Raw genomic sequence first — 14798 nt, 5'->3', positions numbered from 1 at the left:
ATACATCAATGCAGCGTCATGCCACGTAATAGATTTATGCTAACCAGTCATTGCCGTTTACGCCACGTTACGGACACTTTTTTACTTTTACTGCGAGGGTGATCGACCGGCTGGGATTAGATAAGGAAACAGGCTACACTTCGCCTTTGAAAACTCATCATCACGATAAACATAGAGGCGAAGTCCAACGTGGCTCAATTCGTTTATACCATGCATCGTGTCGGCAAAGTTGTTCCGCCGAAACGTCATATTTTGAAAAACATCTCTCTGAGTTTCTTCCCTGGGGCAAAAATTGGTGTCCTGGGTCTGAACGGCGCGGGTAAGTCCACCCTGCTGCGCATTATGGCGGGCATTGATAAAGACATCGAAGGCGAAGCGCGTCCGCAACCGGATATCAAGATTGGTTATCTGCCGCAGGAACCTCAGCTCAACCCGGAACACACCGTACGTGAGTCCATTGAAGAAGCGGTTTCTGAAGTGGTTAACGCTCTGAAACGTCTGGATGAAGTGTATGCGCTGTACGCCGATCCGGATGCCGATTTTGACAAACTGGCCGCTGAACAGGGCCGTCTGGAAGAGATCATTCAGGCTCACGACGGTCACAACCTGAACGTTCAGCTGGAGCGTGCGGCGGATGCGCTGCGTCTGCCGGACTGGGACGCGAAAATCGCTAACCTCTCCGGTGGTGAGCGTCGTCGCGTGGCGTTGTGCCGCCTGCTGCTGGAAAAACCAGACATGCTGCTGCTCGACGAACCGACGAACCACCTGGATGCCGAATCCGTGGCGTGGCTGGAACGCTTCCTGCACGACTTCGAAGGCACCGTTGTAGCGATTACTCACGACCGTTACTTCCTCGATAACGTTGCAGGCTGGATCCTCGAACTGGACCGCGGTGAAGGTATTCCGTGGGAAGGCAACTACTCCTCCTGGCTGGAGCAGAAAGATCAGCGCCTGGCGCAGGAAGCTTCACAAGAAGCGGCGCGTCGTAAGTCGATTGAGAAAGAGCTGGAGTGGGTACGTCAGGGAACTAAAGGCCGTCAGTCGAAAGGTAAAGCACGTCTGGCACGCTTTGAAGAGCTGAACAGCACCGAATATCAGAAACGTAACGAAACCAACGAACTGTTTATTCCACCTGGACCGCGTCTGGGCGACAAAGTGCTGGAAGTCAGCAATCTGCGTAAATCCTATGGCGATCGTCTGCTGATTGATGATCTGAGTTTCTCGATCCCGAAAGGGGCGATCGTCGGGATCATCGGTCCGAACGGTGCGGGTAAATCGACGCTGTTCCGTATGATCTCTGGTCAGGAACAGCCGGACAGCGGCACCATCACTTTGGGTGAAACGGTGAAACTGGCATCGGTTGATCAGTTCCGTGACTCAATGGATAACAGCAAAACCGTTTGGGAAGAAGTTTCCGGCGGGCTGGATATCATGAAAATCGGCAACACCGAGATGCCAAGCCGCGCCTACGTTGGCCGCTTTAACTTTAAAGGGGTTGATCAGGGTAAACGCGTTGGTGAACTCTCCGGCGGTGAGCGCGGTCGTCTGCATCTGGCGAAGCTGCTGCAAGTTGGCGGCAACATGCTGCTGCTCGACGAACCAACCAACGACCTGGATATCGAAACCCTGCGTGCGCTGGAAAACGCCCTGCTGGAGTTCCCGGGCTGCGCGATGGTTATCTCGCACGACCGTTGGTTCCTCGACCGTATCGCCACGCACATCCTGGACTACCAGGATGAAGGTAAAGTTGAGTTCTTCGAAGGTAACTTTACCGAGTACGAAGAGTACAAGAAACGCACGCTGGGCGCAGACGCGCTGGAGCCGAAGCGTATCAAGTACAAGCGCATTGCGAAGTAATGCGTAAAATGCCGGATGCGGCGCGCCAGCATCGCAGCCGGTATTAGTTAAATGATGAGTCCCCGGAAAAGGCAGAATTTTCTTTAAGCGTATTAGCTCAGATGCGGACTGACATCTCAAATCAAGCGGGAACTCATGGTTCCCGCTTAACGTTTTATTCACCGCGCAAAATCTGGCGGAAATGGGAAACCAGCGGACGTTGGTTGGCTTTATGCCAGGCTGCCCATAATTGCGTTGAATAATTCATCCACGGCAATTCACGTAATACCACCCCTTCCGGCGCATTATGACGCAGACTATGTTGAATTAAGGCCAGACCTAATCCCGCAGCGACCAGACCTAATGCCGTGAGGGGTTCACCCGCTTCCAGGCGAATATCAGGATTAAACCCGGCGTTAACACAGGCGGCGACAAAATGATCGCGAGAATGCGCATCGTCGTTATGAATCACCGCAATCCACTGCTCATCGCCAAGTTGTGACGCGACAAGGTTTTCCTCCTGCGCCAGAGGATGATTTTGCGGTAAGGCCAACAACATTCGATCATCCAGAACCTGAATATATTCCAGATCCTGCTCGCTGTCGGTGGGCGGCGTATCGACCAGAGAAAAATCGAGACTGCGCTGGCGCAGGCCTTCAATCTGGGTCGCCGGTGGTTGGCTGTAAAGTGCAATATGCACATTCGGACGCGATACACGTAACGTACGTAGCGCCGTAGAAAGCACACCGGAATGCATGGCGTTTTCGATATAGCCAATACACAAGCCACCATCTTCCCCCCGTCCCAGGCGTTTGCCTAACGACTCCAGGCGGTTGGCGTGTGTCAGCAACGAACGTGTTTCGGCAAGGAATGTCTGTCCATCAGCGGTCAGGCGAATGCGCTGCTGATTACGCTCAAACAGCGTCAGCCCCAGCCGTTCTTCCAGTTGTGCAATCTGGCGGCTCAGCGGTGATTGCGAGATATGTAATCGCTCGGCTGCGCGTCCCACGTGCTCTTCTTCTGCGACCACCACGAAGTACTTCAGTTGGCGTAAATCAATCATGTTAGACCTCAAAGGACTTAAGTCAGACGAATTATGTCCTATCAAGTCACAACCTCGCAAGGTATTGTGATCCACGTCACAGGGCGATAGCAAAAAAATGCCCTAACCCAAACCGAATAATTGAGGACATCTTATGAGCATCAAAAATTTACTTCCCGGCAAAATTGGCTTAGGCGGCGCACCACTCGGCAACATGTTCCGTGCCATTCTGGAAGACGAGGCCCACGCCACCGTGAGCGAAGCCTGGAACCTGGGCGTGCGTTACTTTGATACCGCGCCGCTGTACGGCTCTGGCCTTTCTGAAATCCGCATAGGCGAAGCGCTGTCTCAGTATCCACGTGATGAATACGTTCTGAGCAGCAAAGTCGGTCGCATCATGCTGGACGAAATGGAAGATCCGGCAAAACGTGATTTCGGTGAAAAAGGTGGCCTGTTCGAACACGGCCTGAAAAACAAAATTCTGAATGACTACTCTGCTGACGCCACGCTGCGCTCGATTGAAGACAGCCTGAAACGCCTGAAAACAGACCGTCTGGATATTGTCTGGATCCACGACCCGGCACAGGACTTCTACGGTGACAGCTGGCTGGAACAGTTCAACATAGCCCGTACCGGTGCGTTTCGTGCACTGACACGTTTGCGTGACGAAGGTGTGATTAAAGCCTGGGGACTGGGTGTGAACCGCGTCGAACCTTGTGAACTGACGCTGGCGCTGGACGAACCGAAGCCAGATGCGTTCCTGCTGGCGGGGCGTTATTCCCTGCTGGATCACGAACGTGCGCTGCAACGCCTGATGCCAGAAGCACTGGAACAGAACGTGGATATTGTTGTGGGCGGTCCGTACAGCTCTGGCGTACTGGCAGGCGGCGAGCACTTTGAATATCAGAAAGCTTCTGCGGCCATCCAGCAGAAAGTGGCGCAAATTAACGCCATTGCCACACGTTTCAATGTGAACGTTAAAGCGGCTGCGCTGCAGTTCGCGCTGGCAAACCCGGCCGTTGCAGCGGTTATTCCTGGCTCCAGCCGTCCTGGCCGTATGGCAGAAGATCTGGCTGCACTGAATGCGCCTGTTCCGGCTGAATTCTGGGCAGAAATGCGCCGTCAAAATCTGGTTGCGGAAAACGCTCCGCTGCCGACCCGTTAATCAACCTGGTGAGAAAACGATGAAACTGGATCTGACAGGTAAAGTCGCGGTGGTCAGCGGCTCAACCTCCGGCATTGGGCAGGGTATCGCCGCCGGACTGGCAAAAGCAGGCGCAACGGTGGTTGTCGTCGGCCGTAAACAGAGCGGCGTTGATGACGCCATGGCTGCGATTGCGGCACAAACCCCCACAGCGTCACTGCGCGGCGTGGTGGCGGATCTCAGCACCGAAGACGGCGTGGCTGCGCTGATCGCTGCAGTCCCAACGGCTGATGTGCTGGTCAATAATCTGGGCATTTTTAACGATAAAGATTTCTTTAGCGTTCCGGATGATGAGTGGATGCACTTCTATAACGTCAACGTCCTCTCCGGCGTTCGTCTGGCGCGTCACTATGCGCCAGGCATGACGGAACAGGGCTGGGGGCGGATTATTTTTGTCTCGTCCGAATCCGGCGTGGCAATCCCTGGCGACATGATCAACTACGGCGTCACCAAAGCCGCGAATCTGGCGGTTTCTCATGGTCTGGCGAAACGACTGGCGGGGACCGGTGTGACCGTCAACGCCATTCTGCCAGGGCCAACCTTTACCGATGGCCTGAAAGAGATGCTGGCGGATGCCGCTGCACAATCGGGACGCAGTGCGCGTGAACAGGCCGATGAGTTTGTTAAAACCTCGCGTCCGAGCTCCATCATCCAGCGTGCGGCGGATGTGGAAGAAGTAGCGAATCTGGCGGTTTATCTCGCGTCACCGCTTTCCTCGGCAACCACAGGGGCAGCCCTGCGCGTCGATGGCGGTGTCGTCGACACCCTGACTATGTAACCCTATAAATTAAGAGAAAATTATCATGGCTAAAACAACTGTATCGATCGAAATTCCGGCTTCTACCGACGCCGTATGGCAATTGATGGGCGGCTTTGATGCGCTGCCAGACTGGCTGCCGTTCATCCCGAAAAGCGTAGTGACAGAAGGCGGTCGCGTTCGTTCGCTGACAACCTCTGACGGCGGCACTGTGGTTGAACGTCTGGAAGCGTTTGATAACCGTCAACGCAGTTATACCTATTCCATTATTCAGGCACCGTTCCCGGTGGTGGATTACCTCTCCACCATTACCGTTCATGAAACCGCCGACAGCCAGGTTTCCCGTGTGGAATGGTTCGGTGAATTCACCCCGGTGAATGTGACGAACGAAGAGGCCGAAGCGCTGTTTACCGGCATCTATCGGGATGGTCTCAAGGCGCTGAAGGACAACTTTGTTGCCTGATGCAATCGACAGGCGTCGGAACGTCCGGCGTCTGATTATTAACAAAATCAGAATAGTCTATTGTCATTTGTATCATTTATGTTATCAGGCAGCAGGCGTATTCTCTCCCCATCGCGTTAATAAACGCCAAACAATTAAGACACTCTGGAATATAAACATGAAAACGATCATCGCAATTTTTACGGCTTCTCTTTTCTCTGTCGCGGCGTTTAACGCATCGGCGCAAAGCGTGACAGCAACCGGTACAACACTGGATTCCGCTGAAGCGGTTATTGCGCAGAAAGCGAAAGAGATGAACGCCTCTGAATACAAAATTACCAGCGCTCGCATGGGCAATACCGTCACCATGAGTGCCGAACTGTATAAATAATCGCGCGAGGGACCCATTACGTAATTTGCTAAATATGCGCTGAATGCGTTGCCATTAATAAACCGTATTGTAATGCCACCGACGACGCGTTCCCGCGCGGGTGACGTTGCGACTGACATAATGGCGGCCTATTACGCGCAGCGCGCCAGTGCTGGACTTATCATCTGCGAAGGTACGCAAATCAGCAGAAGCGCTGCGCATAATTTTCCACGGCACGCTGATTTACTCCGGAAAATACACCAAAGCGCGCGCCGAACTGGCACTGGCTAACGGCTGGTCGGATCTGATTGGGTTTGGTCGTCCGTATAGTGCCAAAAGTAGACATTGATCACATCAGAATGAGCTTAATATGACTAAGCATCATTATTTAGTAGAATGCACAAAAAGTTCTCCAGATAACATAAGGTTTCCATGATCTTCATGACTACAGAGCGACTCATTATTCGCGCATTCAAAAATAAAGATGCATCTGCACTTTTCGATTATCTGTCTTCACCTCGCACACCTTGTTTTCAGGACGAAAAACTCAACTCCCTGGAAGATGCGATAAAAGAAATAGACAGCAGAATCCTTGATAACAGCCAGTTTGCCGTTTGCCTTAAAGAGACTGATGAATTAATTGGTCATCTCTTTGCTGATAATAAGGGGGAGTCTGACAGAAATACCTGGTCAGTTGGCTGGCATTTTAACAAGAGGTATGAAGGTAAAGGCTATGCTACAGAATCTGTCACTGCGTTATTTCAATATTTGTTTTTTGAAAAAGAAGCCAGACGTCTTTATGCATATGTTGAAGACTATAATTTTGCCTCTCAGAAACTATGTGCTCGTCTCCATATGCGACAGGAGGGATGTTTTAAAGAGTTTGTCTCGTTCACACATGATAATGGTGTAGAAAAATATGATGATACATTTATTTTCGCTCTACTCAAGAAAGAGTGGGAGCAGTTATTGGGTAACTAGCTACTAACTTCCGATTTTCGCTCGAAGCGGACTGTCAGATTTGATTGCATTCTGGCTACGCAACCGGTCAGTTGGAGTATGAAGTTGCTCACGAATAGCCTTAGCATCCGCAATTTCGTAGCGGGTCACCCGTGCAGGTTCTTTTAAACCTTGTTTAATCTCAACAGCCTCTTCCAGAGAGGTTTTCAACTTATCAAAAAAACTCATTTTATACCTCGCCTTTGAGCCGTTTCGTCACGGTTATCTCTGCTCGCCCATCATCTCCCGCACCAGCTCCACACAGCGCAGGAAACGGCTGTCGTAATCGTCCTCTTCAACCCGCACAAATTCGATATTGTTCTCTTCCAGCATCTCCACCAGCAAGTTCTGGAACTCTTTGCGATCCACCGAACTGCCGAGGCTGCGTAAACCATCCGCCACCCACGGGGTGTTGTTCTCCAGCAGGATCACCAGATCAAAACGGTATTCATCAATCAGCGCCTGCACGAACGGATGCTCCCGCCCTTCGTACTTTTTGCAGAACGCCTGGGTAGTGACAAAATCAGTGTCGATAAACGCCACTTTATTGGCATATTTCACTGCAAAATCAATGTATTGAGCGTGTCCCAGCGCGATTTTATCGTAGTCGGAATACTGCAATGCGATCTCATCACCGCCAAGGTGTGAAAAGACATAATCGCGACCATATTCCCATGCACTGGTAGTGTTGAAGATATTAGCAAGTTTGTTTACCAGGGTTGATTTACCGCTCGACTCGCCGCCAAGGATCGCCACGGTACGCACAAAGAACGGCTTCACTTCGGTGGGAATATATTCCCAGTAGCGGAACGGGTTTTCGCGGATCTGCGCACCGCTGATACTCATAAAGGTGCGTTTCGGATCGACCAGCACCGTCTCGATCCCCAGATGTTCCATATACTGTGGCGCATCGGCTTCTTCCGAGGTGTAGATCAGGTCCGGCTGGATCCCCTTTTCAGCCATAAACTTTTTGATGCCGTTGCTCCACACATCCCAGCCGTGCGGATACGGCTCCATGCCCTCTTCGTTGAAGGCATGAATACGGATATTTTTCTGATATTTAAAGGTTTGCAATAACCAGCGCAGACGATCCGGCACCGTGGGCTGCTGCGACATGGCGCTGTCTTCAAACAACGCACGGTCACGGGTATCGTCAAAGCCCATAATGATATGCAGCTCGTCAACCTGGCTACAGGCGCGCTGGATAAGGTAGATATGTCCGGTATGCAGCGGGTAGAACTTACCGAATACGACACCAATGGTTTTCTTCTGCCGGGGAAACTCAAGCCCCAAAAAACGGTGCAACGCCTCCAGCTTTTGCGCGCTGGGGCTTTTAATTTTGGCATTCAGTAACTGGCTTAAATACCCTTTGGTCATACCGCTGGCATCAGCTACCTGCTGTAGCGTGCAGCCTTGTTGCTTGATGGCAGTTTTCAGGTAATCAAATGACGACATATCTCCCTCCGTATCTCTCATTATAAGTCGTCGAACACGCTAAGCGCGTCGGAGAGTTTTTTAACGCCAAAAATCTGCATCCCTTCCGGCGCTTTTTTCGGTACGTTAGCCGCCGGAACAATCGCCCGGCGAAAACCGTGTTTCGCCGCTTCTGAGATACGTTCCTGACCGCTGGGCACCGGGCGGATCTCCCCTGCCAGCCCGACTTCACCAAACACCACCAGATCCTGCGGCAGCGGTCTGTCACGCAGGCTGGAAACCATCGCCAGCAGTAACGCCAAGTCGGCGCTGGTTTCGGTTACCTTCACGCCGCCGACCACGTTCACAAATACATCCTGATCGGCCATTTGCAGACCACCGTGACGGTGCAAGACAGCCAGCAGGATCGCCAGACGGTTTTGCTCCAGCCCTACCGCCACGCGGCGTGGATTCGCCATCATCGAGTGATCGACCAGCGCCTGGATCTCCACCAGCAGCGGACGCGTTCCTTCCCACACTACCATCACTGAGCTACCGGAGGTCACTTCATCACCGCGGCTTAAAAAGATTGCCGAAGGGTTGCTGACTTCACGCAGACCCTGTTCGGTCATCGCGAAGACGCCCAGTTCATTCACCGCGCCGAAGCGGTTTTTATGGCTACGCAAGGTGCGGAAACGGGAGTCGGCATCGCCGTCCAGAAGCACCGAACAGTCAATACAGTGTTCCAGCACTTTAGGGCCAGCCAGCGAGCCATCTTTGGTTACGTGCCCGACCATGACAATCGCCACGCCGCGCGTTTTGGCGAAGCGCGTCAGATAAGCCGCCGTTTCACGCACCTGCGCCACGCTACCAGGCGATGATTGTACATCCGCCATATGCATCACCTGGATCGAGTCAATTACCATCAGTTTCGGTTGCTCTTCTTCGGCAATCAGGCAGATCTGTTCGATGCTGGTTTCCGACAACATATTGAGATTGTCAGTCGGCAGGCCAAGGCGATGAGCGCGCATTGCCACCTGTTGCAGCGACTCTTCGCCAGTGACATACAGCGTTTTCATCTGCTGGGCCAGTTTGCACAGCGTTTGCAGTAGCAGCGTGGATTTCCCCGCACCTGGGTTACCGCCAATCAGAATGGCGCTTCCCGGCACCACGCCGCCGCCTAGTACGCGGTCGAACTCTTTAAATCCGGTGGAAAAACGCGGCAGCTCTTCAAGGCTGATATCGGAGAGTTTCTGGACTTTTGCCACCCCGGCGCTACCGGCATAGCCACTGAGACGCTCGTTACGCGCCACCGTTGGCGACGCAGCAAGACGCACCTCGGTGATGGTGTTCCAGGCATGACAGGCACTGCACTGCCCCTGCCAGCGCGGATAATCGGCCCCGCATTCATTACAAACAAAGGCGCGTTTTGGAGCTTTTGCCACGGTGTACCTCGTTAATGCTGTGCCGCCCGCAGGATGACGGGCGAGCAATTACTTCTGATTCAGGCTGCCAGAGAGGATGCAGAATACCCCCATCAGGTCAGCGTGACGGATGGTGACTTCCGTCTTTTCATTCACTTTTGGCTTGGCATGGTAGGCAATCCCCAGCCCTGCCGCTTTGATCATCGGCAGGTCATTGGCTCCATCGCCAATCGCCACAGTCTGCGCCAGCGGGATTTCATACTCCTGCGCGAGGCGAGTTAGAGTTTTCGCTTTGTACTGCGCGTCTACGATGTCGCCGATCACATTGCCGGTAAATTTACCGTCCATGATCTCCAGTTCATTGGCTACCACGGCTGTCAGGCGCAGCTTGTCGCGCAGGTATTCAGCAAAGAAAGTAAAGCCACCGGAGGCAATCGCCACTTTCCAGCCCAGCGTTTCCAGCTTGAGTACCAGTTGCGTTAAGCCTGGCATCAGCGGCAGATTTTCACGCACCTGTTGCAGAATATTGGCGTCAGCGCCTTTCAGCGTCGCCACGCGGCTGCGCAGGCTGGCGGTAAAATCGAGTTCGCCGCGCATCGCCCGTTCGGTTACCTCCGCCACCATCTCGCCCGTTCCGGCCAGTTTGGCAATTTCATCAATACATTCAATCTGGATGGCGGTGGAATCCATGTCCATCACCAGCAAACCCGGCGTGCGCAGGTGCGGGATTTTCCCCAGCGGCGCGACATCCAGCTGCGCTTCGTGGGCCAGGCGCGTAGCCCGCGCGGTGAGTGAACCTGCCAGACGAATCACCTGATAATCTTCCACGCACCAGGCGGCAACAATCACCATCGCCGCGCCCAGTTTGCTCTGGTATTGGGTCAGACGTTGTTTATCCAGCCCACGACCATACAGCAGCCAGCCGCTACGACCTGCGTGGTAATCCAGTGGCATCACTTCATCACCACTTAATGAAAGAGGCAGACCGGGCCATAAAGAGACATCTTCAGGCAGGTCGCACCAGGTAATGTTAGGCATTAAGGCTCCTGTAAAATCGTTCGAAGCAGGGAAAATAACGCATGAGGCTACCTTGTATCCATTGCTTCTGGCAACATTAAGTCTCAAATTTTCAAAGGGTGGAAGATGGCTCGCACAAAACTGAAATTCCGGCTGCATCGGGCAGTGATTGTCCTGTTCTGTCTTGCCTTGTTAGTGGCGCTGATGCAGGGAGCGTCATGGTTTAGTCAAAACCACCAGCGACAGCGTAATCCACAGCTGGAAGAACTGGCCCGCACCCTGGCGCGTCAGGTGACGCTGAACGTTGCACCGCTGATGCGTACCGACTCACCGGATGAAAAACGCATTCAGGCGATCCTCGATCAGTTAACGGATGAAAGCCGCATCCTCGACGCGGGCGTGTATGACGAACAAGGCGATCTTATCGCCCGTTCTGGCGAAAGCGTCGAAGTGCGCGACCGGTTGGCGCTCGACGGCAAAAAAGCGGGCGGCTATTTTAACCAGCAGATTGTCGAACCTATTGCCGGGAAAAACGGACCGCTCGGCTATCTGCGCCTGACGCTCGACACCCATACGCTCGCCACCGAAGCCCAACAGGTGGATAACACCACTAACATTTTACGCCTGATGTTGCTGCTCTCACTGGCAATCGGCGTTGTGCTGACCCGCACGCTGCTACAGGGTAAACGCACCCGCTGGCAGCAATCGCCCTTCCTGTTAACCGCCAGCAAACCGGTGCCGGAAGAGGAAGAAAGCGAGAAAAAAGAGTGACCCATTACTACAAGAAAGGAAATCGTTATGTCCACATTACGCCTGCTCATCTCTGACTCTTACGATCCGTGGTTTAACCTGGCGGTGGAGGAGTGTATTTTTCGCCAGATGCCCGCCACGCAGCGCGTTCTGTTTCTCTGGCGCAATGCCGACACGGTAGTGATTGGTCGCGCACAGAACCCGTGGAAAGAGTGTAATACCCGGCGGATGGAAGAAGATAACGTCCGCCTGGCGCGGCGCAGTAGCGGTGGCGGCGCGGTGTTCCACGATCTCGGTAATACCTGCTTTACCTTTATGGCTGGCAAGCCGGAGTACGATAAAACTATCTCCACGTCGATTGTGCTTAATGCGCTGAACGCGCTCGGCGTCAGCGCCGAAGCGTCCGGACGTAACGATCTGGTGGTGAAAACCGCCGAAGGCGACCGCAAAGTCTCAGGCTCGGCCTATCGCGAAACCAAAGATCGCGGCTTCCACCACGGCACCTTGCTGCTCAATGCCGACCTTAGCCGCCTGGCAAACTATCTCAATCCGGATAAAAAGAAACTGGCGGCGAAAGGCATTACGTCGGTACGTTCCCGAGTGACCAACCTCACCGAGCTGCTGCCGGGGATCACCCATGAGCAGGTTTGCGAGGCCATAACCGAGGCCTTTTTCGCCCATTATGGCGAGCGCGTGGAAGCAGAAATCATCTCCCCGGACAAAACGCCAGACTTGCCAAACTTCGCCGAAACCTTTGCCCGCCAGAGTAGCTGGGAATGGAACTTCGGTCAGGCTCCGGCATTCTCGCATCTGCTGGATGAACGCTTTACCTGGGGCGGTGTGGAACTGCATTTCGACGTTGAAAAAGGCCATATCACCCGCGCCCAGGTGTTTACCGACAGCCTCAACCCCGCGCCGCTGGAAGCCCTCGCCGGGCGACTGCAAGGCTGCCTGTACCGCGCGGATATGCTGCAACAGGAGTGCGAAGCGCTGTTGGTTGACTTCCCGGAACAGGAAAAAGAGCTACGGGAGTTGTCTGCGTGGATAGCGGGGGCGGTAAGGTAACTCGCTGATTTAAATATCCAGGGAAGGAAATATGAGCGATCTGGAAAACCAGGAACGGGAGATTATCAATTTAATGTTCAGCCAGGGTATATCCTGGCTAACCGCCGTGCGTATCAGGCATAAACTATCACTTGCTGAAGTAAGTAAAATGTTAGGTATCTCCATTAATTCTCTAAAACAGATCGAAAAGACGGAACGGCTTAGTTCAAACATCAAAAGCAAAATGGCAGGAATTTATGGTTGTCCACCAGAGTTGCTGATATGCCCTTCCTGGATGACGGCTGAACATAAATGAATAGATTCGTGAATAGATACTTGAATGGATTTTATTTTCTATCCATATGAAAAATAATAGTAAATCTATAAATCAGTTGCTATTGATGAATAGATACTAAAAAGCCGGAGCAGTCTCCCGCTCCGGCTTCACAAGGCAATCGCCTTTCAGCAAAACACAATTACTCTTTATCGCCCAGCAGAACGGATTCCAGTGCGATTTTGATCATGTCGTTGAAGGTGGTCTGACGCTCAGCGGCAGTGGTCTGCTCGTGAGTGCGGATGTGGTCAGACACGGTACAGATGGTCAGGGCTTTCGCGCCAAATTCTGCAGCGACGCCGTAGATACCAGCCGCTTCCATTTCCACGCCGAGGATGCCGTATTTTTCCATCACGTCGAACATTTCGCCGTCCGGAGAGTAGAACAGGTCAGCGGAGAACAGGTTACCAACGCGAGCATCAATGCCCAGTGCTTTAGCCGCGTCTACCGCGTTACGCACCATGTCGAAGTCAGCGATAGCGGCAAAGTCATGGTCTTTAAAACGGATGCGGTTAACTTTGGAATCGGTGCAGGCACCCATACCGATAACGACGTCGCGCAGTTTTACGTGTGGCAGAACAGCGCCACAGGAACCCACGCGGATAATTTTCTTCACGCCGAAATCGGTGATCAGTTCTTTGGTGTAGATGGAGCAGGACGGGATACCCATACCGTGACCCATTACGGAAATTTTGCGGCCTTTGTATGTACCGGTGAAGCCCAGCATACCGCGAACGTTGTTCACTTCACGGGCATCTTCAAGGAAAGTTTCAGCAATATACTTCGCACGCAGCGGGTCGCCTGGCATCAAAACTACGTCAGCGAAATCGCCCATTTCTGCATTAATGTGTGGGGTAGCCATTGTTTTATCCTTATCAACATGTTTTCACCCTCTCCCTGTGGGAGAGGGCCGGGGTGAGGGCATCAAGCCGCACCCATTATCAGAACATGGCTTTGCCATATTCCATATCAGAAGTACCAAAATATTTTGCCAGAGTCTGGCCGATATCCGCGAAGGTTTCACGGTGACCCAGTGAGCCCGGTTTTACTTTCGGGCCGTAAACCAGTACCGGAATGTGTTCACGCGTGTGGTCAGTACCGGTCCAGGTCGGATCACAGCCGTGGTCAGCGGTGAGGATCAGGATGTCGTCATCGCGCAGCAGAGACATCAGCTCCGGCAGACGGCGGTCGAACAGTTCCAGACCCGCAGCATAACCGGCGACGTCGCGACGGTGGCCCCAGGAAGAGTCGAAGTCAACGAAGTTGGTGAAGACGATGGTGTTATCACCCGCTTCTTTCATCTCTTTGATGGTGGCGTCAAACAGCGCGTCCAGGCCAGTCGCTTTCACTTTTTTGGTGATACCGCAGTTGGCGTAGATGTCTGCAATTTTACCGACAGAAACCACCTGGCCGTGTTTTTCATCAACCAGTTTCTGCAGCACGGTCGGTGCTGGCGGTTCAACGGCCAGGTCGTGACGGTTACCGGTACGCTGGAAGTTACCGGCTTTGTCGCCGATAAACGGACGAGCGATAACACGACCGATATTGTAGCCGCCGTTGGTCAGCTCTTCACGGGCGATTTCGCACAGTTCGTAGAGTTTATCCAGACCGAAAGTTTCTTCATGGCAGGCAATCTGGAACACGGAGTCAGCGGAGGTATAGAAAATCGGCTTGCCGGTTTTCATGTGCTCTTCGCCCAGCTGATCCAGAATGACCGTACCGGAAGAGTGGCAGTTACCGAGGTAACCCGGCAGATTAGCGCGTTCAACCAGTTTATCCAGCAGCTCTTGCGGGAAGCTGTTTTCGTGATCGGAGAAGTATCCCCACTCAAACAGAACCGGGACACCGGCGATTTCCCAGTGACCAGACGGGGTATCTTTACCGGATGACATTTCGTGCGCCCATGCGTACGCGCCGATAACTTCAGCGTTGCCGTCCATTCCCGCCGGAATGAAACCGGTAGAACCTTCGTGTGCTTTCGCCAGCCCCAGACGGGTCAGATTTGGCAGATTGAGCGGGCCTTTACGACCGTTATCAGCTTCGCCTTTGGCACAAGCTTCTGCGATATGACCCAGGGTGTCAGCCCCGACGTCACCAAAGCGTTCTGCATCTTCTGTAGCGCCGATGCCGAATGAGTCCAGCACCATAATAAATGCACGTTTCATA

General features: G+C 53.2%; 16 protein-coding genes and 2 pseudogenes. 11 read left to right on the top strand and 7 right to left on the bottom strand.

Annotation, left to right across the window (positions count from 1 at the left end; genetic code table 11):
• The first annotated feature begins 189 nt into the window (after nt 1-189).
• Nucleotides 190-1857 carry an energy-dependent translational throttle protein EttA gene (gene ettA / locus ACJHXB_RS04160; protein ID WP_000046749.1) on the top strand — a complete coding sequence of 556 codons (1668 nt, stop codon included), beginning with the start codon at nt 190-192 and terminating at the stop codon, nt 1855-1857.
• A 154-nt stretch (nt 1858-2011) separates the two neighbouring features.
• Here the strand turns inward: ettA and ACJHXB_RS04155 are convergent, their stop codons facing one another.
• Nucleotides 2012-2899, bottom strand: a complete 888-nt coding sequence (locus tag ACJHXB_RS04155) for a LysR substrate-binding domain-containing protein (protein ID WP_000566334.1) — start codon at nt 2897-2899, stop codon at nt 2012-2014.
• 133 nt (nt 2900-3032) lie between these two features.
• On the opposite strand from ACJHXB_RS04155, the gene ACJHXB_RS04150 reads away from it, so the two are divergent.
• From ACJHXB_RS04150 to ACJHXB_RS04120, 7 genes and pseudogenes are all read left to right on the top strand, one after another.
• Nucleotides 3033-4043: an aldo/keto reductase gene (locus ACJHXB_RS04150; protein WP_000023618.1), complete on the top strand. Its 1011-nt coding sequence runs from the start codon at nt 3033-3035 to the stop codon at nt 4041-4043.
• Between the two features lie 19 nt (nt 4044-4062).
• On the top strand, nt 4063-4860 hold the full coding sequence (locus tag ACJHXB_RS04145; RefSeq protein ID WP_000762716.1) for an SDR family NAD(P)-dependent oxidoreductase: 798 nt from the start codon (nt 4063-4065) through the stop codon (nt 4858-4860).
• Nucleotides 4861-4885: 25 nt separating this feature from the next.
• Nucleotides 4886-5302: an SRPBCC family protein gene (locus ACJHXB_RS04140; protein ID WP_001140840.1), complete on the top strand. Its 417-nt coding sequence runs from the start codon at nt 4886-4888 to the stop codon at nt 5300-5302.
• A 157-nt stretch (nt 5303-5459) separates the two neighbouring features.
• Nucleotides 5460-5672 carry a DUF1471 domain-containing protein gene (locus ACJHXB_RS04135; RefSeq protein ID WP_000848792.1) on the top strand — a complete coding sequence of 71 codons (213 nt, stop codon included), beginning with the start codon at nt 5460-5462 and terminating at the stop codon, nt 5670-5672.
• A gap of 72 nt (nt 5673-5744) precedes the next feature.
• A pseudogene (locus ACJHXB_RS04130) lies at nt 5745-5861 on the top strand (hypothetical protein); the annotation flags it as partial.
• Nucleotides 5821-6000 (top strand): hypothetical protein, encoded by a 180-nt coding sequence (locus ACJHXB_RS04125; protein ID WP_001407311.1) that lies wholly within the window; start codon nt 5821-5823, stop codon nt 5998-6000. The pseudogene ACJHXB_RS04130 and the gene ACJHXB_RS04125, both read left to right, overlap by 41 nt.
• 83 nt (nt 6001-6083) lie before the next feature.
• The gene (locus ACJHXB_RS04120; protein WP_000576894.1) at nt 6084-6632 is read left to right on the top strand and encodes a GNAT family N-acetyltransferase; all 549 of its coding nucleotides are present in this window, start codon (nt 6084-6086) and stop codon (nt 6630-6632) included.
• Nucleotides 6633-6710: 78 nt separating this feature from the next.
• Here ACJHXB_RS04120 and nadS read toward each other — a convergent pair.
• From nadS to serB, 4 genes and pseudogenes are all read right to left on the bottom strand, one after another.
• Nucleotides 6711-6839, bottom strand: a pseudogene (gene nadS / locus ACJHXB_RS04115) (NadS family protein); the annotation flags it as partial.
• A gap of 33 nt (nt 6840-6872) precedes the next feature.
• Nucleotides 6873-8105, bottom strand: a complete 1233-nt coding sequence (gene nadR / locus ACJHXB_RS04110; RefSeq protein WP_000093813.1) for a multifunctional transcriptional regulator/nicotinamide-nucleotide adenylyltransferase/ribosylnicotinamide kinase NadR — start codon at nt 8103-8105, stop codon at nt 6873-6875.
• 20 nt (nt 8106-8125) lie between these two features.
• The gene (gene radA / locus ACJHXB_RS04105) at nt 8126-9508 is read right to left on the bottom strand and encodes a DNA repair protein RadA (RefSeq protein ID WP_001029698.1); all 1383 of its coding nucleotides are present in this window, start codon (nt 9506-9508) and stop codon (nt 8126-8128) included.
• 48 nt (nt 9509-9556) lie between these two features.
• Complete coding sequence (gene serB / locus ACJHXB_RS04100) at nt 9557-10525, bottom strand: phosphoserine phosphatase (protein WP_001132956.1); 969 nt, start codon at nt 10523-10525, stop codon at nt 9557-9559.
• A 105-nt stretch (nt 10526-10630) separates the two neighbouring features.
• On the opposite strand from serB, the gene ACJHXB_RS04095 reads away from it, so the two are divergent.
• Genes ACJHXB_RS04095 through ACJHXB_RS04085 form a run of 3 tightly spaced genes read left to right on the top strand, consistent with a single transcriptional unit; the run spans nt 10631 to nt 12614 of the window.
• On the top strand, nt 10631-11275 hold the full coding sequence (locus tag ACJHXB_RS04095; RefSeq protein ID WP_000124615.1) for a YtjB family periplasmic protein: 645 nt from the start codon (nt 10631-10633) through the stop codon (nt 11273-11275).
• A 27-nt stretch (nt 11276-11302) separates the two neighbouring features.
• Entirely contained in the window at nt 11303-12319 is a 1017-nt protein-coding gene (lplA, locus tag ACJHXB_RS04090) for a lipoate--protein ligase LplA (RefSeq protein ID WP_000105849.1), read from the top strand.
• Between the two features lie 31 nt (nt 12320-12350).
• On the top strand, nt 12351-12614 hold the full coding sequence (locus ACJHXB_RS04085) for a helix-turn-helix domain-containing protein (protein ID WP_001281310.1): 264 nt from the start codon (nt 12351-12353) through the stop codon (nt 12612-12614).
• Nucleotides 12615-12774: 160 nt separating this feature from the next.
• Here ACJHXB_RS04085 and deoD read toward each other — a convergent pair whose 3' ends face one another.
• Nucleotides 12775-13494 carry a purine-nucleoside phosphorylase gene (deoD, locus tag ACJHXB_RS04080; protein WP_000224877.1) on the bottom strand — a complete coding sequence of 240 codons (720 nt, stop codon included), beginning with the start codon at nt 13492-13494 and terminating at the stop codon, nt 12775-12777.
• Nucleotides 13495-13573: 79 nt separating this feature from the next.
• Complete coding sequence (deoB, locus tag ACJHXB_RS04075) at nt 13574-14797, bottom strand: phosphopentomutase (RefSeq protein WP_000816471.1); 1224 nt, start codon at nt 14795-14797, stop codon at nt 13574-13576.
• Between the last annotated feature and the right edge of the window lies 1 nt (nt 14798).

Source organism: Escherichia sp. WS3227_2, from assembly GCF_046486495.1.
GTDB classification, from domain to species: domain Bacteria; phylum Pseudomonadota; class Gammaproteobacteria; order Enterobacterales; family Enterobacteriaceae; genus Escherichia; species Escherichia coli.
The sequence above is the reverse complement of the archived record's forward strand: the minus strand, read 5'-3'. Positions and strand labels throughout refer to the sequence as shown.